General features: G+C 66.7%; 21 protein-coding genes, 1 tRNA gene, 1 pseudogene and 1 riboswitch. Of the genes and pseudogenes, 11 read left to right on the top strand and 12 right to left on the bottom strand.

The genetic code is table 11. The features are described 5' to 3' along the window. Positions 1–9: 9 nt before the first annotated feature. Positions 10–1,380 (bottom strand): hydrolase, encoded by a 1,371-nt coding sequence (locus ABIF91_RS14910; protein WP_028177040.1) that lies wholly within the window; start codon positions 1,378–1,380, stop codon positions 10–12. Positions 1,381–1,517: 137 nt separating this feature from the next. On the opposite strand from ABIF91_RS14910, the gene ABIF91_RS14915 reads away from it, so the two are divergent. Beyond that, positions 1,518–3,206: an MFS transporter gene (locus ABIF91_RS14915; RefSeq protein WP_028177039.1), complete on the top strand. Its 1,689-nt coding sequence runs from the start codon at positions 1,518–1,520 to the stop codon at positions 3,204–3,206. 46 nt (positions 3,207–3,252) lie between these two features. Here the strand turns inward: ABIF91_RS14915 and ABIF91_RS14920 are convergent, their stop codons facing one another. Further along, a complete protein-coding gene (locus ABIF91_RS14920; protein ID WP_028177038.1) occupies positions 3,253–3,465 on the bottom strand; it encodes a cysteine rich repeat-containing protein in 213 nt (70 codons plus the stop codon). 172 nt (positions 3,466–3,637) lie between these two features. After that, complete coding sequence (locus ABIF91_RS14925; RefSeq protein WP_028177037.1) at positions 3,638–3,946, bottom strand: hypothetical protein; 309 nt, start codon at positions 3,944–3,946, stop codon at positions 3,638–3,640. A gap of 253 nt (positions 3,947–4,199) precedes the next feature. Between ABIF91_RS14925 and ABIF91_RS14930 the strand changes: the two genes are divergently transcribed. After that, entirely contained in the window at positions 4,200–5,255 is a 1,056-nt protein-coding gene (locus ABIF91_RS14930; RefSeq protein ID WP_028177036.1) for a polysaccharide deacetylase family protein, read from the top strand. Between the two features lie 140 nt (positions 5,256–5,395). On the opposite strand, the gene ABIF91_RS14935 is transcribed toward ABIF91_RS14930, so the two are convergent. The 5 genes from ABIF91_RS14935 to ABIF91_RS14955 form a co-directional block, all read right to left on the bottom strand. Next, positions 5,396–5,785 carry a hypothetical protein gene (locus tag ABIF91_RS14935; protein ID WP_028177035.1) on the bottom strand — a complete coding sequence of 130 codons (390 nt, stop codon included), beginning with the start codon at positions 5,783–5,785 and terminating at the stop codon, positions 5,396–5,398. 151 nt (positions 5,786–5,936) lie between these two features. Beyond that, a tRNA-Thr gene (locus ABIF91_RS14940) sits at positions 5,937–6,012 on the bottom strand. A gap of 100 nt (positions 6,013–6,112) precedes the next feature. After that, positions 6,113–7,876, bottom strand: coding sequence for a heme biosynthesis protein HemY (locus ABIF91_RS14945; RefSeq protein WP_028177034.1), 1,764 nt, complete (start codon positions 7,874–7,876; stop codon positions 6,113–6,115). Between the two features lie 36 nt (positions 7,877–7,912). Then, on the bottom strand, positions 7,913–9,151 hold the full coding sequence (locus ABIF91_RS14950) for a COG4223 family protein (protein ID WP_028177033.1): 1,239 nt from the start codon (positions 9,149–9,151) through the stop codon (positions 7,913–7,915). A 64-nt stretch (positions 9,152–9,215) separates the two neighbouring features. Continuing rightward, positions 9,216–9,962 carry a uroporphyrinogen-III synthase gene (locus ABIF91_RS14955; RefSeq protein ID WP_028177032.1) on the bottom strand — a complete coding sequence of 249 codons (747 nt, stop codon included), beginning with the start codon at positions 9,960–9,962 and terminating at the stop codon, positions 9,216–9,218. Positions 9,963–10,113: 151 nt separating this feature from the next. On the opposite strand from ABIF91_RS14955, the gene tsaD reads away from it, so the two are divergent. The 3 genes from tsaD to ABIF91_RS14970 all read left to right on the top strand — a co-directional run bounded on the left by tsaD (position 10,114) and on the right by ABIF91_RS14970 (position 12,702). Continuing rightward, positions 10,114–11,187, top strand: coding sequence for a tRNA (adenosine(37)-N6)-threonylcarbamoyltransferase complex transferase subunit TsaD (tsaD, locus tag ABIF91_RS14960; protein WP_028177031.1), 1,074 nt, complete (start codon positions 10,114–10,116; stop codon positions 11,185–11,187). A 2-nt stretch (positions 11,188–11,189) separates the two neighbouring features. Beyond that, complete coding sequence (locus ABIF91_RS14965; protein WP_028177030.1) at positions 11,190–12,170, top strand: NAD(P)H-dependent glycerol-3-phosphate dehydrogenase; 981 nt, start codon at positions 11,190–11,192, stop codon at positions 12,168–12,170. Positions 12,171–12,288: 118 nt separating this feature from the next. Next, positions 12,289–12,702 (top strand): EVE domain-containing protein, encoded by a 414-nt coding sequence (locus ABIF91_RS14970; RefSeq protein WP_028177029.1) that lies wholly within the window; start codon positions 12,289–12,291, stop codon positions 12,700–12,702. A gap of 67 nt (positions 12,703–12,769) precedes the next feature. Here ABIF91_RS14970 and ABIF91_RS14975 read toward each other — a convergent pair. Next, a pseudogene (locus tag ABIF91_RS14975) lies at positions 12,770–13,874 on the bottom strand (adenylate/guanylate cyclase domain-containing protein). A 102-nt stretch (positions 13,875–13,976) separates the two neighbouring features. Here ABIF91_RS14975 and ABIF91_RS14980 point away from each other — a divergent pair. Further along, positions 13,977–14,432, top strand: coding sequence for an SRPBCC family protein (locus ABIF91_RS14980; RefSeq protein ID WP_028177027.1), 456 nt, complete (start codon positions 13,977–13,979; stop codon positions 14,430–14,432). 11 nt (positions 14,433–14,443) lie between these two features. Here the strand turns inward: ABIF91_RS14980 and ABIF91_RS14985 are convergent, their stop codons facing one another. Continuing rightward, a complete protein-coding gene (locus tag ABIF91_RS14985) occupies positions 14,444–15,610 on the bottom strand; it encodes a DNA topoisomerase IB (RefSeq protein ID WP_028177026.1) in 1,167 nt (388 codons plus the stop codon). 402 nt (positions 15,611–16,012) lie between these two features. Between ABIF91_RS14985 and acs the strand changes: the two genes are divergently transcribed. Both acs and ABIF91_RS14995 read left to right on the top strand, forming a co-directional pair. After that, complete coding sequence (gene acs, locus ABIF91_RS14990) at positions 16,013–17,959, top strand: acetate--CoA ligase (protein ID WP_028177025.1); 1,947 nt, start codon at positions 16,013–16,015, stop codon at positions 17,957–17,959. 439 nt (positions 17,960–18,398) lie between these two features. Beyond that, a complete protein-coding gene (locus ABIF91_RS14995; RefSeq protein ID WP_028177024.1) occupies positions 18,399–18,914 on the top strand; it encodes a L,D-transpeptidase in 516 nt (171 codons plus the stop codon). A gap of 57 nt (positions 18,915–18,971) precedes the next feature. On the opposite strand, the gene ABIF91_RS15000 is transcribed toward ABIF91_RS14995, so the two are convergent. Both ABIF91_RS15000 and ABIF91_RS15005 read right to left on the bottom strand, forming a co-directional pair. Next, positions 18,972–19,562 (bottom strand): thermonuclease family protein, encoded by a 591-nt coding sequence (locus ABIF91_RS15000; RefSeq protein WP_028177023.1) that lies wholly within the window; start codon positions 19,560–19,562, stop codon positions 18,972–18,974. 70 nt (positions 19,563–19,632) lie between these two features. Further along, positions 19,633–19,833, bottom strand: a complete 201-nt coding sequence (locus ABIF91_RS15005) for a DUF1674 domain-containing protein (protein WP_028177022.1) — start codon at positions 19,831–19,833, stop codon at positions 19,633–19,635. 189 nt (positions 19,834–20,022) lie between these two features. On the opposite strand from ABIF91_RS15005, the gene ABIF91_RS15010 reads away from it, so the two are divergent. The 3 genes from ABIF91_RS15010 to purH all read left to right on the top strand — a co-directional run bounded on the left by ABIF91_RS15010 (position 20,023) and on the right by purH (position 24,998). Next, complete coding sequence (locus ABIF91_RS15010) at positions 20,023–21,369, top strand: RsmB/NOP family class I SAM-dependent RNA methyltransferase (protein WP_028177021.1); 1,347 nt, start codon at positions 20,023–20,025, stop codon at positions 21,367–21,369. A gap of 153 nt (positions 21,370–21,522) precedes the next feature. Continuing rightward, positions 21,523–23,241, top strand: a complete 1,719-nt coding sequence (locus ABIF91_RS15015) for a heparinase II/III family protein (RefSeq protein ID WP_028177020.1) — start codon at positions 21,523–21,525, stop codon at positions 23,239–23,241. Between the two features lie 57 nt (positions 23,242–23,298). After that, positions 23,299–23,380: riboswitch (ZMP/ZTP riboswitch) on the top strand. Between the two features lie 25 nt (positions 23,381–23,405). After that, the gene (purH, locus tag ABIF91_RS15020) at positions 23,406–24,998 is read left to right on the top strand and encodes a bifunctional phosphoribosylaminoimidazolecarboxamide formyltransferase/IMP cyclohydrolase (RefSeq protein WP_424579223.1); all 1,593 of its coding nucleotides are present in this window, start codon (positions 23,406–23,408) and stop codon (positions 24,996–24,998) included. Positions 24,999–25,069 lie beyond the last annotated feature (71 nt).

Raw genomic sequence — 25,069 nt, forward strand, 5'->3', positions numbered from 1 at the left:
GCTAAACAGCTAATAAGTCAGCTCGGCGATCGCAATCCTGTTCTCGGCGGCGGGCCAGGTGCGCGCCACAATCCGTTCGCCGAATTGGGCCACGATGTTACGCCCGATCTCGCTGGCCGGAAGTCGCAGGGTCGCTGCCGCATCCGTGGGCACGCCCGGCTTGACGTCGGCCGGCTCCTTGCCATCGAACAGAACCACGTCCCGCGGCAGGCCGAAATAGCCGCGCGGCCGCGACATGATCACGACCGCCCCTGCGTCCTTGTCTGCCGGCCCGAGCGGCCGCGCAGGCCGCAGGTGCACGACGTCGGACGAGCGCGGGAACGGAGAGCGGTAGATGTGCGTCGTCGGCGCATCCGGGGAGGTCAGGACGAATTCGAGCGACCAGGCCGGATCGACCTGCGCCGGCCCCCAGCGGCCGTCGGCAGCGGTCTTTGCGCTGTGCAGCGCACCACCCTTGCGCTCCCCGGTATCAGGATCGACACGGAAGATATCGACGGTTGCGCCCGCGACCGCGCGATTGGTCGGCACACCGCCTGGCGCGCCGGTGACAAGCCCGCTCAGCTTTACGCTGGTTTCGGGCACGATCGCGATGCGGGCGGGCTCGCGGCCGGCAATGAACTTGTAGATCTCGCGGAAGGCGCGAGGGTGAAATGCCACCTCGCGATGATCGAGCGCACCGAGCACGAGGTTGGTGGCGCCCTTCAGCTCAGGTCCCTCGGCGGTCACACCGGTCGGCGTGCCAGGCTTGCCGATGAAGCGGCCGTCGGCTTGCGCATATTTGTCCATGCCGTCGCTGCGCAGGGTGAGGAAGGCAACGCCCGGCGTCACCTCGCTCTCGCCCTCGTTCAGGCCGCGCAGGAATACGCCGCGGCCGTTGAACTCGTTGTTGGGCTGGTCATCGGTCGCGAACACGCCGTGATTGGGCGTGCCGCACAGGACGGCGTGGCTGACATCGCCCGCACCGCCGTTCCTGATGACGTTGCGGATCGCATAGCCCCCGCGCGAGCTGCCGACCAGGGCCACCCGCGCCGCACCGGTCCGGCGCTTCAATTCAGTAATGGCTGCGGCGAGCTCGCGGCGCTGGTCCTCGGTCGAGGAGCGGTTCGCCTGCTCGACCTTGTCATCGCTGCGCGCCAGGGGATCGGTGAAATTGATCGCCATCATACGCTCGCGGGGGATGCCGTTCGATTCCATCCGCCACAAGGTCGTCATCCAGAGCGCATCGTAATCGCCATTGCCGTGAACGAACAGGATCGGCGGCACCTCGGTGCTCGGCGGGACGCCAGGTGCCGTCTGGGCGATCGCGCCGGCCCGCATGCTCGCAACCGCGAAAGGCAGGCTGCCGGCTCCCAGCAGGATCGTCCGTCGCGACAGCCTCATCTGTTCCTCCCGGCAAAACCCATGCCTTTGCACCGCTTATACCTGCCCAACCACTGGACAGCGAAGGACTTTCGCAGGCATCAGTGATCCGATCGGAATCGCTGAAGCCAGTTCTGACACCCGATATGGAAGGGGATATGACCGAGCAGACGAACCGCCAGACATTTGCCGGCGACGGCATCACCGCCCCCCTGCGGTACACATTGTTCCGGCGCATCTGGCTCGCCAGCCTGCTCTCCAATCTCGGCCTCCTGATCCAGGGCGTAGGCGCGGCCTGGGCAATGACGCAGATGGCCGCATCGGCCGACAAGGTGGCGCTGGTGCAGACCGCACTGATGCTGCCGATCATGTTGATCTCGATGCCCGCCGGCGCCATCGCCGACATGTATGACCGCCGCATCGTCACCCTGGTCTCGCTGTCGATCGCGCTGATCGGCGCGAGCGCGCTCACCGTGCTGGCCGGCCTCAACCTGATCACCCCCGAATCGTTGCTCGTCTTCTGCTTCGTCGTCGGCAGCGGCAATGCGCTGTTCGGCCCGGCCTGGCAGTCCTCGGTCAGCGAACAGGTGCCGCCCGAGGCATTGGCGTCCGCGGTGGCGCTCAACGGCATCAGCTACAACATCGCGCGCAGCTTCGGTCCTGCGGTCGGCGGCGTCATCGTCGCCGCGCTCGGCGCCGTGGCCGCGTTCGCCTGCAATGCGATCCTCTATCTGCCGCTGCTGGTCGTGCTGCTGCTCTGGAGCCGCAGCACTGAGCCCTCGCGCCTGCCGCGGGAAAAGCTCAACCGCGCCATGGTCTCGGGCGTGCGCTACATCACCAATTCGCCGCCGATCAAGATCGTGCTGCTGCGCACGCTGGTGATGGGCCTGATCGGCGGCGCCGTGATGGCCCTGATGCCGCTGGTCGCGCGCGACCTCCTGCATGGCGGCGCGCAGACCTACGGCATCATGCTCGGCGCCTTCGGCATGGGCGCGGTGATCGGCGCCCTCAACATCCACGAATTGCGCAAGCGCATGAGCGGCGAGGCCGCGATCCGCGCCTGCACCATCTCGATGGCGTTCGCGATGGCCGCCCTCGCGGTGAGCAGCGAGCCGGTGCTGACGGCAACGGCGCTGGTCTTGGCCGGCGCGGTCTGGATGGCTGCGATCGCGCTGTTCAACATCGGCGTGCAGCTGTCGGCACCGCGCTGGGTCGCGGGCCGCTCGCTCGCGGCGTTCCAGGCCTCGATCTCCGGCGGCATCGCGATCGGTGCCTGGGGCTGGGGCCGTCTCACCGACTATGCCGGGGTCGAGGTCGCGCTGCTGACGGCGGCAGGCCTGATGCTGATCTCGCCGTTGCTCGGCATCTGGCTCACGATGCCACGCGTCGGCGCGCGCAACGAGGATGCGGACGTGCTGGCCGATCCCGAGGTGAAGCTCTCGCTGACCGGACGCAGCGGACCACTGGTGGTCGAGATCGAATACCGGGTCGCCCAGGAGAACGCGCGCGCGTTCCACAACGTGATGCAGGACGTGCAGCTCTCGCGCCAGCGCAACGGCGCCTATGGCTGGTCGATCGCGCGCGACATTGCCGATCCCGAATTGTGGACCGAGCGCTATCACTGCCCGACCTGGTTCGACTACCTGCGCCAGCGCAACCGCTCGACCCAGTCCGAACGCGCCCTGCATCAGCAGGCGATCGACTTCCACGTCGGCCCCGAGCCGGTGCGGATCCGCCGCATGCTGGAGCGCCCGTTCGGTTCGGTGCGGTGGAAGGACGAGACGCCGGACCGCGCCGATGGCGAGGTGCTGCCGGTGGTTGCGACCGCTGCGGGCAGCAGCACGTAAGGGACTGTCGTTCCGGCTCGCCTAACGGCGCGCCCCGGAATGACGATCACTGCCCGTGATCCGTCAGCACCTTGTCGCAGGCCTTGCTGAGGCGGGTGCGGTGCTGCTTCAGGCAAGCGAGCACGGCACCATCGCCATTGTTCATGACGGCGCGGCAGAAGCGCGTGACGTCACGCGCGCAAGCGTCTTGACCCAGCTGCTGCGCCGACGCGCCCGATGCGCACATGAGCAAAGGGATGATGAAAAGAAATCTGGTCATCGCGTAATGCCTCTACCCGGAAAGATGTGCGGGCGAAGCTAGTGCGACGATCCTGGCGCTGCAACGGCTTTGTGGCCGAGCCGAGCGAGTGCCACCGCGGGGGGACCCCGGCTTGCCGCCGGGGCTCATCGCGAGGGGAGCTGACCGACGCAACGATCTCGGCTCAGCGCTCTTACGGCTTGTCCTGGACGTCAGCGACCTTGCGCGAGGCGCCCTTGGCGAGGTTCTTGTCCATCACCGCGCGGCAGCCGGCACTCAGATCCGAGCGATGCTTGATCATGCACGCCGTGATCTTCGGGATGTTGGGGATCTCCGCCGAGCACAGGCGGAAGGCATCGCCGGTGCACATCTGCTGCGCCTCGGCCGAGAAGGCAAAGCTCGAACTCGTCGAAGCGATCGAGACGATGGCGGCAAAGCCCAGAGCCAGGCTGGCGTCGCGGATCTTGCCGGTAAACGACTTGGTATTCAGAGACCTGGTCATTTGAAGCTCCCATTGGCTCCGCGCAAAGCGGGCCGGTTGTCGATGGGAGCCACGATGCTCCGGCAAAACCGTTTCCACTGTGATGACGCTCACGGGAGACCCATCATCTGTGATCCCGGTCACTTTGGCGCACCCCGTTGAAATTCCTCCACAGCCGCCGTCGTGTTGGTGTCGCGTTAACTCTTACTTCGCATTAATGGCTGGTCGCGCGGAAAATTCCGCTGGTTTGGTTGCGTAATTGGAAAGAGTAGCGATGCGTAATGCGTTGGGCCTGATGCTGGCCAGTGTAATTGCGGCGGTCGTGATCGCCGCCGGCGGTTGGTTCTATTATTCCGCGCGCGCCGACCAGGGCGCTCCCAAGACAGTTGCCGCTCGTGCCGCCGATCAACTGCCGGCACGGGCGAAGCTCGCCGCCAAGGACGACGTCGAGACCACCGCGGCGATCGCCGCCAAGCCGGTGGCAGCCGCTCCGGCGCCCGCGCCCGCCCCGGTCATGCCGATGCAGCCGAAGCAGGCCTGCGCCAATCCGAACGCGCTGGGTGTGTCCCGCGTCGTCGAGATCGACACCACGGGCGGTCCCGGCTTCGGCTTCGAGCACTTCAAGCAGTTCGACTTCCTCACCGACAAGGAGGTCGTGCTGACCTTCGACGACGGTCCGTGGCCGGTCAACACGCCCGCGGTGCTGAAGGCGCTCGCCGATGAATGCACCAAGGGCCTGTTCTTCTCGGTCGGCAAGCATGCGACCTATCATCCGGAAATCCTGAAGCAGGTGCTGGCCCAGGGCCACACGGTCGGCACGCACACCTGGTCGCACGTCAACCTCAACAGCAAGAAGATGACCGAGCAGCAGGTCAAGGACGAGGTCGAGAAGGGCTTCAGCGCGGTGAGATTCGCGCTCGGCACCAATCCGGCACCGTTCTTCCGGTTTCCGCAGCTCCAGCACAATCCCGCGATGGTGACCTATTTCGGCACCCGCAACGTCGCGATGTTCTCGACCGACATCGACTCCTTCGACTTCAGGAAAGGTGCGACGCCTGAGAAGATCGTCGAGACCGTGATGACCAGGCTCGACAAGCTCGGCAAGGGCATCATCCTGATGCACGATTTTCAGAAGCACACCGGCGAAGCCATGCCGGCGCTGCTCGCGCGGCTCAAGGCCGGCGGCTACAAGGTCGTGCAGATGAAGGCCAAGGCGACGCTCCAGACGCTGCCGGAATATGACGAGGCGCTGATGAAGGACACGAAGGTGCCGACCGCCGGCACGAATGCACGCCCGATCTCGAGCGTGGTGCAGACGGTGTCGCAGTAACGCGCGATTGGTCCAATCCAAAACTCTTGCGTCATGGCCGGGCTTGTCCCGGCCATCCACGTTTTTGGATCAGCGGCGAAAGCGTGGATGCCCGGGTCAAGCCCGGGCATGACGGCGAGATCGGGGTAAAGGTCTGCCGCTCACCAATAGATGCCGTGCCGATGCAGCTCGCTGATGATTCGGCGTTCGGTCCAGCTGCGCTTTGGCTTCGGCTTGTCCGCCCTTGCCGTGCTCTTGGTGGCGGGCTTGGTCGTCGTGACCGGCGCAGAGGTTGCGGGTGTGGTCACCGTCGGAGCGGTCGCCGCAGCCGGCGCGGAGAGCGACACTGCCGGCGCACGATCGTAATATTTCTGAGCCTCGGTGGCCGGCACGGCTTCGCTCACCTGCGTCGTCACAGTGCTCGCGTACGTCGTGGTTTGCGGAGCGGAGCTCTCTTCGTCTGCCGCGGCCAAGGACAGACTGCGAGACCCGCCTGCCTGGGCAGACGCAGAAGCCAGGAGCATGGCGGCAACCAGAATGATCTTGCGCATGTGAAGTCTCCCCGTGTTTGCGTGACCGGGACGTTAGGGAAGTCATGCCTAGGGTTATGTGATCGCGATCACCCAGCTGAACGAACCTTCATAAAGGCTGACGCGCTGGTCAAAACGCCGCGTTTGCGGGGACCGGGTGAAATCTGAGCGCTGGTGCCGCAAGAGGGATTCGAACCCCCGACCCCGTCATTACGAATGACGTGCTCTACCGACTGAGCTATTGCGGCGACCCTGCCGGGGACCCGGGCGATGCCGGCCCCGATACGCGCGCTCCTGATATCGGGCATGGCCCGAATTGGCAAGGACAAGCGGGAGGCGAAATGCGCTTCACGCGCCCCAGCGGGACCAGAATCCGCGCCAGCCGCCGGCCTGGGCCTTCGGCGTGCCGATTTGTTCCGTGAATTCATCGGTGGGGCCGTCGTCGTCGTCGATGCCGGGATCATCCGGGGCACGGACGATCGGGATGACGGCCTGAATCGGCGCCGAAGCCGGCTTGCCGAGGTCGGCCCGGGTTCGGAAGACCGGCGTTTCCGCCGGCGGTGAAGATTCGGCGGGCGCCGGAGCCGGATTCGCCGGCTCGGAGGGCGTGACCACCGGCTCCTCCTTCGTGGATTCCCTGGCAACCTCTTGGGCCGGAGGGGGCGAATTGTCCTGGGCGGCCGGCGCTGATACCGGGGCCGTCACCGGCGGTTCCACCGGCGCCTCGCTGGGAGCGGCGGCCACCCGCTTCGGCGGCGGAGCGGCGAGCATGGCCTCCTCGAAGGCCGAGGATTCGATCGTGGCGCCCCGGTCCGAGGGCAGGCTGGCGACCGGTGTCTGCCACTGGAACGCATCGAGGCGGCCGGTGACCGGGGAGACCGGACGCCAGCTGTCGCTGACATAGCCGTCCGCGGTCCAGGCGGGATCGAGGCGGGCGCGCACCGCGCGCAAGGTCCAGGCGCGGGCGCGGCCGCCGTCACCATGCTCGGTGCGCTCGAGCTCGGCCATCAGCAGCGCGACGCGCTGGGTCGGATCCTTGAGATAAGGCGCGAGCACCTCGCGCGCGCGGGCGAACTCCGAGGCCTCGATCGCAGCGCGTGCGATCGCGAGCTGCCCTTCGAAATGACCGGGCTTGTCGGCTGGCGTCTTCGCGGCGAGGGTTTCGACCCGCTGCAAGCGGTGCCATGCGGTATCGCCGAGCTTCACATGCGCATAGGCGTCCGCGAGATCGGGATGCGGATTGGCGAGCCAGGCGGCCTCCACCAGCTTCATGGCGCGGCGCACCTGATGCGCCTCGCTCTCGAATTTTGCCGCGAGCACCGCCGCCGGCACCAGGGTCGGTGCGAGCTTCACCGCCTCCATCGCGCTCTCGCGCGCGACGTCGCGGTCCATCGTTTGCAATTCCAGCGCGCGCGCGGTGAGCAGGACGCCGCGCTGCCGGCGATAGGTCTGCCTGTCGATCTGCCCCGCGCGCAGATTCGAGTCGAGGATCGCGAGTGCGCCGCTCCAGTCGCTGCGCGCGCAGCGGAAGCCGAGCACCGCATGCGAGGCCCAGGTCGAGGACGGCGACAGCTTGATCGCTTCCTCCGCGATCATCACTGCGCCGACCGCATCGTCGGCGCGCTGCGCCTCGATGAACAGGCCGCGCAGGCCGAGCAGCCGCGTGTCCTCGCGCTCGGCCATGACGCGGAAGACGCGCTGCGCCTCGTCGCGATTGCCTTCGAGCTGGGCCGACTGCGCGTGCAGCAGCAGCGCGAGCGGATCGTTCGGCGCATGTCGCCGCGCCGCGTCGGCGTGACGGCGGGCCAGCGCGGAATCGCCATGACCGATCGCGAGCAGGCCGTGGGTGATGGCGTGGCGGCCGCGAGCCTGGCGCTTTTCGTGGCGACGGCGGCGCAGACGCCCCGGCGTGCGCCAGATCGTGGTCAGGATGCTCCAGACCAGCACGACGGCCACGGCAAACAGGCCAAGCAGGAGAACGAACCTGGGAAGCGTCGTCGAGATGCGGAAACCAGCCGCGGTCAGCACGAGATCGCCGGGCTGATCGGCAACCCAGGCCGCGCCGGCCGCCGCCAGTGCGATCAGGACAAGAAAGAGGACGATGCGAAGCATGGCGATCCCTATACGCGCCGATTGTTGCGCGAACTTTTACTGAAGAGGCTTGGCCGGATCAGATTTGGCGAGATCCGCCATGGCATCGTCGGCGAATTTGCGGGACGCGGCGAGCGCGGCTTCGCGGGCATCGGTCTTGTCGAGCCAGGCCTGCGCCGGGGCACGATCGGCCTCAGGCAGAGTCTTCAGCTCGCGCCGCGCTTCCACGAAATCGTTGCGAAGCGCAGCCGCGGTCACGCGCGCAACGATGGCACCGCGATCGTTGCCGACCCCGTCGGTACGCTCGATGCGGACGAGCTTTGACGCGCCGGCCTGGAGACGCTCGACGATGCCGGCGTCGCTCGACGGAGCTTCCGCCGGCGGCGACAGCTTCGGCACGATGTTGAGGAGCTCGCGGCTCAGCGCGACCGGCGTCGGAATGCCGGACGCCGCAAACGCGTCGAGCGGCTTCAGCATATCGGGCTTGGCCGCAAGTGACCGCGCCGCGGCCAATTGCGATTGATAGGGATCGCCGTGGCGAACGGCGACGTCGAGCAGGGACGCCGCCACCACATGGCGGAGCGGCTTGTCGTCCATCGTCCTGGCCTCGGCGATCTTCTCGCCCTGCCGCGCGAGCTCGGCGCGCTCCGTCTTGCCGGCGCGCTCGAGCTGGGCAATGCGGTCGATGACGGCGGCAAGATCAGGCGCTGCAGCAGGGGAGGCAACCTTCACGTCGTTCAGGGCGTTCGCAGTCTTGTCGGACTGCGCGCGCAGATTGGCCATGTCGCCGCGCAGGCTGCTCGCGGATTTCTCCAGCGCGTCGATCCGCGCCGCCATGGCCGGATCGGCCGCGGGCTTGCCGGCCTTGGCTTCGACCGCAGCAACGCGTGCGCTCAGCGCATCGATCGTCGCACGGGTGACCTCAGGCGCGGCCGGCGGCGCCTGCACGGCGGGCCAGCCCAGCATCCAGCCGACCGCGATCACGACCGCAGCCGCGACAGCGCCGGAAAACGGTGCAATGATCCAGGGGGAAATCGGCGCCGACACGGGTGCGGCCGCGACGGAAACCTGCTCCTCTGCAGGCTCGGACTGAGGCTCGGCCCTGACCTCTTCGGATCCGGGCTCTTCGAACCTGGCCTGCTCCTGCGCGACATGCTCGGACGCCTCGGGCTCGCCCGCGACCTGCTGCGGCTGGGTCGAGACTTCCGTCGCCTCAAGATCGATGGTGGGCGGGGTGCGCTTGGTACGACCCGTCTCGGGCGCCAATCCAGCGTCTTCAGGCTTGTCGTCGGCCATCGTGACGGTTCCTCACACTTCCATACCCGGGTGAACTAGATTGCGTCGGATTCGGCCTGACCTCTTACGCCAAACGGGTGCGCAACGCACGCTCCAAGGTGTCGAATAGGGCACTTTCGTCCGGCGTTGCGGCCACCAGAACCCGTGACGCGCCGGCGTCGCGCAGCACGCTCGCAACCGTCTCGGACAGGCAGCAATGCGGAATGGCCAGCGCCGAGATTTCGACGCCTTCGTCCCGCGCCGCATCCAGGAACGCGCGTGCGCTGCGCCGGGAGTAGTGCAGCACCGCCTCGACCCCGTACGCGGCAAAGCCCTCGCAAACCCCGCGCGGCAGATGCTTGACCGGCGCCATGCGATACGTGGTCCGCGTGACGACGCGGAAGCCCTCCGCACCGAGTTCGCTGCCGAGGTCGCGCGACAGATCGGCGCCGGCGAGATAGAGCAGCGCGCTCTTCTTCTTCAGCACCTTGTCGCGCGCGCTTTGCATCACCTTGTCGCGCAAGGAAGCAGCATCGCCACCGGCGACGATCACCTCGGCGAAACCGGCCTCGCGCGCCGCAGCAGCCGTATGCTCGCCGACCGCGAACAAAGGCAGCTTCAGGAGACCAAGCTCCGGCAATTGCGGCACGACAGCACGGATCGCGTTGGCCGATGTGACGAGAACGGCGCCGTAGGGACCTTCAGTCTCGTCATGGACGGCGACCGGTTCGAACTTGAGCACCGGCGCGAGCAGCACCGCATGCCCTCGCGAGCGCAGACTTTCCGCCGTCGCCTCATTGTCGGGATGCGGCCGTGTGACAAGAATGGACATCGCTGGTGTTCCCGAACCACGTGGCGGTGGCGCATTGACCAGGACGGTTGCGCGTGACGATTGCGCAAGCCGACCCCGGAATGCTACCGGACGTACCAGAACGCTGCTTTATGGATGAGCGCAAGGGCGCAAATTGGATAACAATTCGCCAATGTTGGTGCTGGGCATAGAAACCACCTGCGACGAAACCGCCGCGGCCGTGATCGAGCGCGCGCCTGACGGCAGCGGCCGGATCCTGTCCAATATCGTGCGGTCGCAGATCGAGGAACATGCCCGCTTCGGCGGCGTGGTGCCGGAGATCGCCGCGCGCGCGCATGTCGATCTGCTCGACGGCATCATCGACCGCGCCATGCGCGAGGCCGGCATCGGCTTTGCCCAGCTCAACGGCGTCGCGGCCGCCGCGGGGCCGGGCCTGATCGGCGGCGTCATCGTCGGGCTCACCACCGCGAAGGCGATCGCGATGGTGCACGATACGCCGCTGGTCGCGGTGAACCATCTCGAAGCGCATGCGCTGACGCCGCGCCTCACCGACGGAATCGAATTTCCCTATTGCCTGTTCCTCGCCTCCGGCGGCCACACCCAGATCGTCGCAGTCACCGGCGTCGGCCAATATGTACGGCTCGGCACCACGGTCGACGACGCGATCGGCGAGGCCTTCGACAAGGTCGCGAAGATGTTGGGACTGCCCTATCCGGGCGGACCGCAGGTCGAGCGCGCGGCGGCGGGCGGCGATGCCACCCGCTTTGCGTTTCCGCGGCCGATGCAGGGACGTCCCGATGCCAATTTCTCGCTGTCGGGATTGAAGACGGCGGTGCGCACCGAAGCGAGCCGGCTGGCGGAGCTCACGCCGCAGGACATCAGCGATCTCTGCGCGAGCTTCCAGGCCGCCGTGCTCGACTCGACCACCGACCGGCTGAGCGTCGGCTTGAAACTTTTCCGCGAGCAGTTCGGCGCGCCGCGCGCGCTGGTGGCCGCCGGCGGTGTCGCCGCCAATCAAGCGATCCGCGGCGCTCTGCATGACGTTGCAAGGCAGGCCGGGACGCAACTGATCATGCCGCCGCCTGCGCTCTGCACCGACAACGGCGCGATGATCGCCTGGGCCGGCGCCGAGCGCCTCGCGCTCGGCCTGACCGACACGATGGAGGCGCAGCCGCGCGCACGGTGGCTGCTCGACGCCAACGCGACGGCACCCGCAGGTTACGGCAACACGCGGGCGGGATATTAGCGATGGCCGCGCTGCAATCCGTCGCGGTGATCGGCGCGGGCGCCTGGGGTACGGCGCTGGCGACGGTGGCAGCGCGAGCCGGACGAAGCGTCACGCTCTGGGCTCGCAATGCGGAGCATGCCGCGCGGATTGCGTCGAGCCGCGACAATCCGCGGCTGCCCGGCGTGCGGCTTGCTCCGGAGATTGTGGTGACGAGCGATCTGGCGCTCGCCGCGCGTGCGGAGATGTTGCTGATTGCAACACCGGCGCAACATTTGCGCGGCGCGGTCAACATGCTGGCCTCGCACCTCGCAAGGCCGGTGCCGATCGTCGCCTGCGCCAAGGGCATCGAGCACGGCACCCATAAGTTCATGACCGACGTGATCGCGGAGGCCGCGCCGCACGCGCAGCCGGCGATCCTGTCGGGCCCGAGCTTTGCCGACGACGTCGCGCGCGGCCTGCCGACGGCAGTGACGCTGGCGGCAAGCGATGAGACGCTGGCGAGCGCGCTCGTGCAGGCGCTGGGCTCGCCGACGTTCCGGCCCTACCACTCCACGGACATCCGGGGTGTCGAGATCGGCGGTGCGGCCAAGAACGTGCTGGCGATCGCGGTCGGCATCGCCGTCGGGCGCAAGCTCGGCGCCTCCGCACAGGCAGCCCTCACAACCCGCGGCTTTGCCGAACTGGCGCGTCTTGGCCGCGCGCTCGGCGCGCGCCGCGAGACGCTTACCGGCCTGTCCGGCCTCGGCGACTTGATCCTGACCTGCTCGGGCCCGCAATCGCGCAACTTCGCGCTCGGACTTGCGCTCGGGCGCGGCGAGCAGCCTCCCGCCGGCAAGCTCGCCGAGGGAGAGTTCACGGCACCTGTGCTGATCGAACTCGCAGCTTCGCAAAACATCGAGTTGCCGGTATCAGAAGCGGTCGCGGCGATCCTGAGCGGCCGAAGCACGATCGATGCCGCGATCTCGGGGCTGATGACGCGCCCCTTCAAGGCAGAGGAATGACGTCTTCTCGTCATGCCCGCGCTTGTCGCGGGCATCCACCTCTTGATATTGAACTGGTGACAAAGACGTGGATGGCCGGGACAAGCCCGGCCATGACGAATGGATAGGGCGCGTTGTCATGAACTACTGGCTCGTGAAATCCGAACCGTCGGTGTGGTCCTGGGACCAGCAGGTCGCGAAGGGCGCCAAGGGCGAGGCCTGGACCGGCGTGCGCAATTTCACCGCGCGCCAGAACCTCGTGAACATGAAGAAGGGCGACAAGGCGTTCTTCTATCATTCCAACGAGGGCAAGGAGATCGTCGGGATCGCGGAGATCATCAAGGAAGCCTATCCCGACCCGACCGACAAGACCGGCAAGTTCGTCTGCGTCGACATCAAGGCCGACAAGCCGTTGAAGACGCCGGTGACGATGGCCGCGGTCAAGGCCGAGAAGAAGCTCGAAGGCATGGCGCTGGTGAAATATTCGCGCCTGTCGGTGCAGCCCGTGACGGCGGAGGAGTGGAAGCTCGTCTGCAAGATGGGCGGGGTGTAGTTAAGTGCAAGAGCCCGGACGAGCGAAGTGACGTCCGGGACTGGCGCACCCCCGCATATCGCTGCGCTCATGCAGGCTTCGATATCGGAACTTGCAGTTCGGGCAACGCAAGCACCTCACATGGCGCGGCAATGCCGCGCAGCGAATGTGATCCGAGCGCGACCAGAGGCATCTCTGTCTCGGCAGCGAGTGCGCCCGAGACCAGCACCGTCCTGCCAAGCGGCTTGCACAATCCCTCGAGTCGACTGGCGAGATTGACGGCGGGACCCGATCGCGGTGAAATCGAGCCGGTTGGCGGCACCGATATTGCCCCAGAGCATCTCACCGAGATGGAGCGCAATACCAAACGACAGCGGCGGAAAGCCGTGGGCGCGGCGCTCCTTGTTGAGATACGCCATCCCGGTTTCGGCTGCGCTTGCCGCGCGCAGAGCAGCCTCACAGGCGCGGCGCGGTGAAGCCTCAATCACCGGAAAGATCGCGAGGACGCCGTCGCCGATGAATTTCAGCACCTCGCCGCCAAAGGCGTGAACCGCGCCGGCGATGCGATCGAACCAGGCGTCGAGCGCCGCGATGACATCGGCAGGCGGGCTGGTCTCCGACAAGATGGTGAAGTTGCGCAGGTCCGCGTAGAGCAGTGCGGCCTGAATGGTCTCGCCGAGATCGCGGCGCAGAGGTGCCGCCATCACCCGCTCCGCGCTACGCTTGCCGAGATAAGCATCTAACGTCGCACGCAACGTCGCGCGCGCGGCGATCACGGCAAGGGGCGTCGCCGCAAAGCGCGCGGCCTGGCGCAATTGCTCGATCTCGTCTGCCGTGAACGGACGCGGCCCAATCCAGCCAAGTTGCGCCCCATCGGACCGGCCGACGATGTCTTCGTGCACCTCGCCGGGCGCGATGTCGCGCAGCCAGCGGCGGCCGGAATCGTTGGGCGGGTCTGGCGCCAGCCCGCCGGGTGCGAAGCCGAGCGCTTCGATCACCTGACCGCTGTCGGCGCGCCACAACCACGTGCGCTTCGCGATCAGCGGATGCGCTACCTCCAGCGTGAGGGCGCCGGCTGCAAGCGGCACGCCGTCGGCGACCAGATGCGTGCCGAGTTCCGCGACCAGGCGGTCGGCCCCGGGGCATTCCGAGGCGGCGTCGACGAGCCAGGCGAGGGTCGAGGAGAGGTGCATGGCCCGATGATGATGAAGCAGAGCTATCTTTGTCACGGGGAATCCTTGACGGGCCGCTTTGGCGCCGCCATGTCCCAAGGCCAGCCCAGGGGATGAGCGCCAATGGCCGAGCCGTTCATAGTGCGACGCGAAACCCAGATCGCGGCCCCGCGTGCCACCGTCTTTGCCTATCTCACCGACCCCGAGAAGATCTTGAGCTGGATGGGCGCCGACGCAACCACGGAGCCGTATCCCGGCGGTCTTTATCTGCTCAAAGGCGTTGGCCCGCGCGGCGGGGCCGCCCGCGGCGCGTTCCGCGAGGTCGTGCCGGTGCATCGTCTGGCCTACACGTTCGGCTGGGAGGGTGGCCAGGAAGTGCCGCCGGGCTCGAGCCTGATCGAGATCGACCTGATCGAGCGCGACGGCGGCACGCTGCTGTGCATGACCCATAGCGGCCTGCCGACCGCGGAACAGGCTGCCGCGCACGCAACGGGGTGGGCGCATTATCTGGAACGGCTCTCCACCGCAGCCGCAGGCGGCGATCCCGGTCCGGACAGGGGCGTTTCCAGCAAGACGTAGCGGCGGCAGGTTTACACCGCCACGGTCGCCACCACCTGCGCCAGCAGCTGCTCGCGCCTCGCCTGGGAGCGCTGGCCCTTCATGGTCGCGGCGAAGCGCTCGAGGATGCCCTCCTCGAACGCGGTGACGATGGTATCGTGGACGTAGCTCTTGCGGCAGATCGCCGGCGTGTTGGAGAGCTTGTCCGCAGCGGCGCGGATTGCGTCCAGCACCTGCTTCTTGCGGCCGCGCTGGCTCGTCGCCGGCGTGATCCGCGACAGCGATTCCACGACGACGGCGGACGCCATCAGCGTGCGAAAATCCTTCAGCGAGATCTTGATGCCGGCGATCTCGCGCAGAAACGCATTCACCTGGGTGGTGCTGACCGCGCGCACGATGCCGTAGGCATCGCGATACTGGAACATGCGCTTGCCGGGGACGCCCTGCAAAATGCGGATGGCGCGCACCAGCTTGGCGGCGTCGCACTCCTTACGCACCGCCTTGCCGCCCTTTGCCTTGAAGGTCAGCACGAAGCAGTCGTCTTCGAGCATGACGTTGGACTTCAGCAGCGTGGTGGCGCCGCGGGTACCGTTGAGGCGGGCATAGGACTCATTGCCGGGGCGGATCGCGGTACGCGCGATCAGCTCGATCACGGCCGAGAGCGCGAACTCACGCGTCGGCTCGTCGCCCGACAGGAAGGCAGAGACCTTGCGCCGGATCTTTGGCAGCGCGCCGACGAGCTTCTCCAGGCGATGCGCCTTGCGGTGCTCGCGGACCTTCTCCCAATCGGCGTGATAGCGATATTGCAGCCGGCCCGCGGCATCGCGGCCCACCGCCTGGAGGTGCGAGTTGGGATCGGCGGAGTAACGCACCTCGCGATAGGCCGGCGGCACCGCCATCGCGTGCAGTCGGCGGATGGTGCGGGCATCACGGATATGCGCGCCGTTGGGACGGACGAAGGAGTAGCCCTTGCCGCGCTTGACCCGCCGGATGGTCAGCTCGTTCTGGTCGCCGAGCCGCAAGCCGTGCTCCCTGGCGAGTGCCTCGACCGTCGCCGGCGCGGTATCGAAGGTCTTTTTCGGGCTGGGGCGCCGAAAAGGGGCCGGTTTGGGCCATTGTCCGAGGGCTTTGGCCAGGGCAATGGCCGCAGGATCGGCTGAAGCGGGCCGCATCGTCCCGGGATTCTGCTGATCCATCATAGTGTTACGCCTTAGCCCTGCGTGTTATCGATCAATGCCGTTGTTCTGATTTTTGTTCCGAGGGGTCTCTTTGGACCCGGGTTGGCCATTTAGGGTGTTCCGAACCGTATTGCGAGTCCCGAATCACTGAGAGGAGGTCTCTAAATACCTCCATGGGGTGCATGAGAGCTCTGCACCGGCCTGGTCCGCACATCCGGGTGAAGGCCCAAAGGCCGCTCGCGGCGCCTGTTTCAGATCTGCGACAGTCCAGGCAGGTCGCCTTGATCCTCCGCATGGCCGGTGGCCCGCCGAAGGTCCAGCTTGTGCTCCTTGTCGGGTCCGGTTAGCCCGACGCATAATCAGTCAATGATCAAGTCGGCTCGCCGGTCGCTGGCGTTCGGCCTGCCGCATGTGGAGGGAAGCATGTCCGAGAAGATCTACGACGTCCCCGCGGAGTGGGCGAAGCGCGCCTGGGTCGACCAGGCCAAGTACAAGGAGATGTACGCCCGCTCGATCTCGGACCCGAACGGCTTCTGGGCAGAGCAGGCCAAGCGCATCGACTGGATGCACGCGCCGACGAAAATCGAGAACGTCTCGTTCGCGCCCGGCAACGTCTCGATCAAATGGTTCGAGGATGGCGTCCTCAACGTCGCCCACAACTGCATCGACCGGCATCTCGCCAAGCGCGCCAGCCAGACCGCGATCATCTGGGAAGGCGACGATCCCTCGCAGTCAAAGCACATCACCTATCAGGAGCTGCACGACGAGGTCTGCCGGATGGCCAACATCCTGCGCACCCGCAACGTCAAGAAGGGCGACCGCGTCACCATCTACCTGCCGATGATTCCCGAAGCTGCCTATGCGATGCTCGCCTGCGCACGCATCGGCGCGATCCACTCGGTCGTGTTCGCGGGCTTCTCGCCGGACAGCCTCGCCCAGCGCATCAACGACTGCCAATCCAAGGTGATCATCACCGCGGACGAAGGCCTGCGCGGCGGCAAGAAGGTGCCGCTAAAGGCCAATGTCGACGCGGCGCTCGCCAAGGCCGACGGGGTCGACTGGGTCGTGGTGGTCAAGCGCACCGGCGGCAAGGTCGACATGAACCCGACGCGCGACCTCTGGTACCACGAGGCGGCGGCAATGGTGACGACGGAATGCCCGGTCGAGCACATGCATGCCGAGGACCCGTTGTTCATCCTCTACACCTCGGGCTCGACCGGCCAGCCCAAGGGCGTGCTGCACACCACGGGCGGCTATCTCGTGTTCGCCTCGATGACGCATCAGTACGTCTTCGACTATCACGACGGCGACATCTACTGGTGCACCGCCGACGTCGGCTGGGTCACCGGCCACAGCTACATCCTCTACGGGCCGCTGGCGAACGGGGCGACCACGCTGATGTTCGAAGGCGTGCCGAATTACCCGGACAATTCCCGCTTCTGGAACGTCATCGACAAGCACAAGGTCAACATTTTCTACACCGCGCCGACCGCGATCCGCGCGCTGATGCAGTCCGGCGACGAGCCGGTGAAGAAGACCTCGCGGGCGAGCCTGCGTCTGCTCGGCTCCGTCGGCGAGCCCATCAATCCGGAAGCCTGGGAGTGGTATCACCGCGTCGTCGGCGATGATCGCTGCCCGATCGTCGATACCTGGTGGCAGACCGAGACCGGCGGCATCCTGATCACGCCACTGCCGGGCGCGACCAAGCTCAAGCCGGGCTCGGCGACGCAGCCGTTCTTCGGCGTGGTGCCCGAGATCGTCGATGCCGATGGCAAGGTGCTGGAAGGCGAGACCACCGGCAATCTCTGCCTGACGCGGTCCTGGCCCGGCCAGATGCGCACGGTCTATGGCGATCACGCCCGCTTCGAGCAGACCTATTTCTCGACCTACAAGGGCAAGTACTTCACCGGCGACGGCTGCCGGCGTGACGCCGACGGCTATTACTGGATCACCGGCCGCGTCGACGACGTCATCAACGTCTCCGGCCATCGCATGGGCACCGCGGAAGTCGAGAGCGCACTGGTCGCGCACGAGAAGGTTTCGGAAGCGGCGGTGGTCGGCTTCCCGCACGACATCAAGGGCCAGGGCATCTACGCCTATGTCACCCTGATGGCCGGCGTCCAGCCGACCGAGGATCTGCGCAAGGAGCTCGTCACTTGGGTGCGCAAGGAGATCGGCCCGATCGCTTCGCCCGACCAGATCCAGTTCGCGCCGGGCCTGCCCAAAACCCGCTCCGGCAAGATCATGCGCCGCATCCTGCGCAAGATCGCCGAGGACGAGCCGGGCAGCCTGGGCGACACCTCGACCCTGGCCGATCCCGCTGTCGTCGACGACCTCGTCAAGAACCGGCAGAACCGGAAGTCGGCGTAAGATCCTGCGCCCCGGACGCAGCGCAGCACGTAAGTGGTGCGCTGCTGAGCCGGGGCCCATGCAGCGGCGGAACGTGTGGTCCCCTGGGTCCGAGCTCTTGCAACAGCGCTAAGGCGCTGCTGCACGTCCAGGACACGAGAGCAACAGGCAGCTTGCGCTGCCCTTCCAGAACAACAGCCGTTCACATCCTCACGCTCTTGTCAGCGCGCGCACCCGCGCGACCGGCATCTTTCCTGGAAAGTGTTGTTTTCAAGTCATTTACTTTGTTTCGAACATTTCCTTTGTTCCCGCTGCTGGCTGGCCCTCTACGGCCGCGCGCGGAAACCATCCGGTTAACAGGCGCGGTTAAGAATAAGCGCCAACGAGGGCCTGGCGCGGCGACGATTGCCGGGTTCTGTGGAATTTTTGGACAATCCATTTGGGGCAAGGGGAAGCATCGATGTCGATGAGGATTGCGGTGGCGTTGGCCGCCACCATCGGGATTGGGGTCTTGATGTCGACCGCGGCACAGGCGCGGCCGGAGCTGGTTGGCACGCACCTCGCCGACTATTCGCCGGGCACCATCGTGGTCAAAACAAGCGAGCGGCGGCTCTATCTCATCCTCGATAACGGCCACGCCGTGCGCTATCCGGTCGGCGTCGGCAAGGCCGGCAAGCAATGGGCCGGCACGACGAAGATCGAGGGCAAGTATCTCAACCCGGCCTGGGCGCCGCCCGCCGAGGTGAAGCGCGACAAGCCTGATATCCCCGACGTCATTCCCGGCGGCTCGCCACGCAACCCGATGGGCGTCGCGGCGATGACGCTGGCCGGCGGCGAATACGCCATCCACGGCACCAACGTGCCGGGCTCGATCGGCGGCTTCGTCTCCTATGGCTGCATCCGCATGCTCAACGACGACATCACCGATCTCTACGGCCGCGTCTCCGTCGGCACGACGGTGGTCGTGACGCGCTGATCGCCTGAATCTGAATCAGTCGAGATGAAAGCTGCGTGTTGCGACGCGGCTTTCTTGTTACCACAAGCGCCAACCCCGCGCGCACCAGCCGTCGCGATGGCCGCCATTGTAACTGCGCACAAAGCCGCCGGCGAGCATTGCCGCCGCAACGCTCGCGGTCTTCCGGGTGGCGACGTCGGCGAGAACGCGGCCGTATTTGTCGGGGCCGAGATTGGTGATCGTCACGCCGCCCTGACTGAGCAGATCGCGCAACGCGCGGGCAGCAGCTTCGGCCTTGTCCAGCTCCTCCTGGCAGGACGCCTTCAGTTCGGGCGCATCGATGCCGCGCAGCCGGACACGTGCGACGAGATCGCCGCCGTTGTGCTGGTGCACGCGCGCCAGAAACGTGTCGCCGTCGACGGTGCGAATGACCTCGACCGGTTGACGAGCACCCGCCGCGCCGGACTGCTGCAGGATGATTTCGGCATCGCGCGACCGTTCGTCATCCACACGCGAAATGGGCCAGATCGTTCCCTGGCGGAAGCCCAGCACGACGGCCGTCACAACGCCGACCACGAACATCCACGGTAACAGTCCGGAGAAGCGACGGCCGAACGGCGAGCCGCTGTATGAAGTCCGGTAGTGACGGCTGGGATCGAAGCGCGACATCCGCGCACGCTAGGGCTGAGTCGGCTGAACCGGCAAGATGGCTCATGAAGAGCGCGCGTAAAGCGGCGTCTCAAAAGTCCGAAGCGATGCCGTTGCGCTCCCAATCGCCGTAGCGGGTTGGCTCCGGACCCTTTGGCCCCTGCAACTCCTTCGGCGCAGCTTCATCACGCGCGGCCGCCGCAGCCTGCCGGCGCGCCTCGGCTTCGGCCAACGCCCGCTGGGCGGCCGGCGACAGCGGCTTGCGATCGGGACGGGAGGGGCGGTCACTCATCTCGTCGGGTTCCTAACGCAGGATCACGGGAAGTGCGAGGTCCAATAACGCATTGCTGAAATGGTCATCGCGGGCTGCAATCGCGAGGGTCCATTCTTACATTTGGCATATTCGCGTGCCAGAGATCGAGTCTCTCGAGGCATGCGCCATTGCGGCGGAACTGCCGCTCGCTCAGAACCTTGCTTCCGCATGCCATCTCAACGTTTCGTCCCTCCATCCGAAGTGCCCGGTCTTGCGGCACGGCGGATTGCCGCCGACATCGTCGATGGCGTGCTGCACAAGCACCGCACGCTCGACGACCAGCTCGACGGCAGCGGCGCCCATCCCGGACTGAAGACGCTGGCCGACCGCGACCGCGCGCTGATGCGCCGCCTCGTCGCCACGGTGCTGCGCCGGCTCGGCACGCTGGGCCATGTGCTGTCCCGCCTGCTCGACAAGGGCATTCCCTCCGATGCGCCCCGCGCGCATTGCGCGCTCCTGATCGGCGCGGCGCAGATCCTCTGGATGGACGTGCCGGATCACGCCGCGGTCGACCTCTCCGTTCGCCTCGTGCAATCCGACCGCCGCGCCGCGCGCTATGCCGGCCTCGTCAACGCCGTGCTGCGTCGCTGCGCGCGCGAGGGCAAGGGGCTGATCGAGGAGGTCGCGACACAATCGCTGGATCTGCCGCCATGGCTGTTTGCACGCTGGAGCGCGCATTATGGCGAGGCGACCGCACGCGACATGGCGCTGGCGCTCGGCCACGAGCCCTCGCTCGATCTGACGGTGAAGTCCGATCCCGCGCAATGGGCGAGCCGCCTGCATGGCGAGACACTGCCGACGGGAACGGTGCGGATGCTGCTGCACGGTTCGGTGACCATGCTGCCCGGCTTCGCCGAAGGACAATGGTGGGTGCAGGACGCCGCTGCCGCCTTGCCCGCCCGGCTGTTCGGCGACGTCAAGGGCAAGTCCATTGCCGATATCTGCGCCGCCCCCGGTGGCAAGACCGCGCAGCTGGCGCATGCCGGCGCGCGTGTCACGGCCATCGACCGCTCGCCCGCGCGAGTGGCGCGGTTGCGCGAAAACCTGGCGCGACTGTCGCTCCAGGCGGAGACTGTCGTTGCTGACGCCGTGGAATGGGCCGGCCCGGCCGAGGCCTTCGACGGTATTCTGATCGACGCGCCCTGTACCTCGACCGGCACGATCCGCCGTCATCCCGACGTGGCATGGCTGCGGCAGGAATCCGACATCGCCGCCCTGGCGGCGCTGCAGCAGCGGCTGCTGCGAAAATCGGTGTCGCTGCTCAAGCCCGGCGGGACGCTGGTCTATTGCACCTGTTCGCTGGAACCCGAGGAAGGCGAACAGGCCGTGGCGGCGCTGCTCGCCGCCGAGCCTGCGCTTCGCCGTGTTCCGATCGACGCGTCGGAGGTCGCAGGCCTCGACGAAATCCTTAACCGGGACGGCGACCTTCGCACCTTGCCCTGCCATCTGCCGAACGCCGATCCCAAGCTCGGCGGCCTCGACGGATTTTTCGCGGCCCGGCTCGTTAAATCCTGATTTTGCACTGGTTTTTGCCACCACGACGCTGATTCGCGCCGTTCAAGGTGGTGTCAGCCGTCCGATTTTGGGATTAATAAGGATTCGTCGTCCTCTCCCCCTTCAAGGCAAGGCGTGTCGGTCGCTCAACGCAGACATATCTCGACGCTGGTCATGAACCGCTTCGCGCGGAACATGCTCGCGCGCGCGAGCGGCGGTTCCGTTGCGCTGTCGCGGGTCTGGCCCGGCCGCACCGACCGGCTGATCATCGCACCGCACGACCTGCGCACCGCGGACGCGACCCGCGCCGCCGAAATCTATGCCGGCCGGTTCGTCTTCGCCGGCAAGATCGTCAATTGCCACGGCCGCTCGATCTTCGATCTCGAGCCGCCGTCGGAGGATTGGGAAGTTGCGCTGCTCGGCTTCGGCTGGTTGCGTCATTTGCGCGCCGCCGACACCGCGTTGACGCGAGCGAATGCGCGCGCGCTCATCGAGGACTGGATCGCCAACCCCGCCAACAAGCGCCGCCCCGTCGCGCGCCGCGCAGACGTGCTGGCCAGGCGCGTGATCTCGCTGCTGTCGCAGGCGCCGCTGGTGCTGGGCGAGACCGACAACAAGTTCTATCGCCGTTATCTGCGCGCCTTGGCCCGCGAGATCCGCTTCCTGCGCTACGCCATGGTCGACATTCCGGACGGGGTGCCGAAGCTCCAGGTGCTGATCGCGCTGTGCTACGCGGCCCTGTGTCTCGCCAACCAGGCGCGTCACATCCGCAGCGCCTCGAAGAAGCTGTCGGACGAATTGCAGCGGCAGATCCTGCCCGATGGTGGACACATCTCACGCAACCCGGGCGCGCTGATCGAACTCCTGATCGACCTGCTGCCACTGCGGCAGACCTTTGCGGCGCGCAACATCGCGCCGCCGCCGGCGCTGCTCAACGCGATCGATCGCATGATGCCGATGCTGCGCTTCTTCCGGCACGGCGACGGCAATTTCGCCCTGTTCAACGGCATGAGCGCGACCTCTTCGGACCTGCTCGCCACGCTGCTCGCCTATGACGACACCCACGGCGTGCCGATGGCGAACATGCCGCATACCGGCTTCCAGCGCCTCGATGCCGGCCAGACCACTGTGATCATCGACACCGGCCCGCCGCCGCCGGCCGGCGTCAGCCACGACGCCCACGCCGGCTGCCTGTCGTTCGAACTGTCCTCGGGCATCAGCCGCATCGTCACCAATTGCGGCATGCCGACCACGGGCCGCGACAATTGGCGACCGTTCGCACGCAGCACGGCGGCGCATTCGACGCTGACCTATCACGAGACCTCGTCATGCCAGTTCGTCGAGATGTCGGCGATGAAGCGGCTCCTGCACGGCGCGCCCATCACCAGCGGTCCCGTCGAGGTCGAAAGCTATCGCGAGATCGTGCAGAACGGCACGCTGCTCACGACATCGCATGACGGCTACCTCGCCAAGTTCGGGGCAATCCACCGTCGCGTGCTGATGGTCGCCAATGACGGCGCACGCGTCGACGGCGAGGACACGCTCTCGCCGCCGCAGGGCCGACGCTTCAAGGGCGCGGATGCCGATTTCGCGCTGCGCTTCCATCTGCATCCGGCGGTGAAGGCGAGTCGGCTCTCGGATGCCCGCGGCGTGATGCTGGTGCTGCCGAACCGCGACGTCTGGACCTTCGAGGCGCTCGACGACAAGGTCGACCTCGAGGACAGCGTGTTCCTGGCCGGCAATGACGGCCCGCGCCGCACCGCCCAGATCGTGATCCGTCAGGACGCGCGGCAGGCGCCCTCGATCCGCTGGAGCTTTGTCCGCTCCACCGCCTCGCCGGCCGTCACCAATGCCCGCCGCAACGCTCGCCGCGAGCCGGAACTTCCGCTGTAAACGCTTGAAATCGGCGTATGTCCTCGTTGTGAAAACGGGCGAAAGCTGCTAACGAACACGCGCTCGCGCGACTGGCGACCTTGGATGGAGCACCATCGGGAAGCGCGGGACATATCCGCCGCGCGCCTGGGCATAGACACTCCTTAAGACAGAGGATCTTGCTCATGACTGACCATCCCCGCCGCGTCACCCGCGCCCTCCTTTCCGTCTCCGACAAGACCGGCCTGATCGAATTCGCAAAGGCGCTTGCCGCGCACGATGTCGAGCTGGTCTCGACCGGCGGCACCGCCAAGGCCATCGCCGCCGCCGGCCTCAAGGTGAAGGACGTGTCCGAGCTGACCGGCTTCCCCGAGATGATGGACGGCCGCGTCAAGACGCTGCATCCGAAGGTGCATGGCGGCCTGCTCGCGATCCGCGACAACAAGGAGCATGCCGACGCGATGAAGACGCATGGCATCGCGCCGATCGATCTCCTGGTCGTCAATCTCTATCCGTTCGAGGCGACCGTCGAGAAGGGCGCCGGCTTCGAGGATTGCATCGAGAACATCGACATCGGTGGACCCGCGATGATCCGCGCCGCCGCCAAGAACCATGACGACGTCGCCGTCGTGGTCGAGGCGCAGGACTATCAAGCCGTGCTCGACGAGCTCGCCTCCAATAAGGGCGCGACCACGCTGAAGCTGCGCCGGCGGCTTGCGGCAAAGGCCTATGCGCGCACCGCGGCCTATGACGCTGCAATCTCGAACTGGTTCAACCGCCAGCTCGAGATCGACGCGCCCGACTTCCGCGCCTTCGGCGGCCGGCTGATCCAGTCGCTGCGTTACGGCGAGAACCCGCATCAGACCGCGGCGTTCTACGCGACGCCCGACAAGCGCCCGGGCGTCTCCACCGCACGGCAGCTCCAGGGCAAGGAGCTCTCCTACAACAACATCAACGACACCGATGCGGCCTATGAATGCATCGGCGAGTTCGACGCCAGGCGCACCGCGGCCTGCGTCATCGTCAAGCACGCCAATCCCTGCGGCGTCGCGGAAGGCTCCAGCCTCGTCGACGCTTATCGCAAGGCGCTGGCCTGCGATTCCACCTCGGCGTTCGGCGGCATCATTGCGATGAACCGTCCGCTCGATGCCGACACCGCCCGCGAGATCACCAAGATCTTCACCGAGGTCATCATCGCGCCCGACGCCAGCGAGGAGGCGATCGCCATCATCGGCGGCAAGAAGAACCTCCGCCTGTTGCTCGCCGGCAGCCTGCCTGATCCGCGCGCGCCGGGCCTGACCGCCAAGACGGTGGCCGGCGGCCTCCTCGTGCAGAGCCGCGACAACGCCGTGGTCGACGACATGACCTTCAAGGTCGTGACCAAGCGGGCGCCAACCGATGCCGAGATGCGCGATCTCAAGTTCGCGTTCCGCGTGGCCAAGCACGTCAAGTCCAACACCATCATCTACGCCAAGGATCTCGCCACCGTCGGCATCGGCGCGGGCCAGATGAGCCGGGTGGATTCAGCCCGCATTGCTGCACGGAAGGCGCAGGATGCCGCAGCTGAGCTGAAGCTCGCCGAGCCGCTCACCACGGGCTCGGTGGTGGCATCGGACGCGTTCTTCCCGTTCGCCGACGGCATGCTCGCCTGCATCGAGGCCGGTGCCACCGCCGTGGTGCAGCCCGGCGGCTCGATGCGCGACGATGAGGTGATCAAGGCCGCCGACGAGCACGGCATCGCCATGGTGCTCACGGGAACACGGCACTTCAGGCATTGAAGCCGCTTTCATTTCGGGGTGCATGCAGCGCGAACTATGGTGCGCAATTGCGCACCATAGTTCATCGCTCC

This window comes from Bradyrhizobium sp. USDA 241 (assembly GCF_049739505.1).
GTDB lineage: Bacteria > Pseudomonadota > Alphaproteobacteria > Rhizobiales > Xanthobacteraceae > Bradyrhizobium > Bradyrhizobium liaoningense.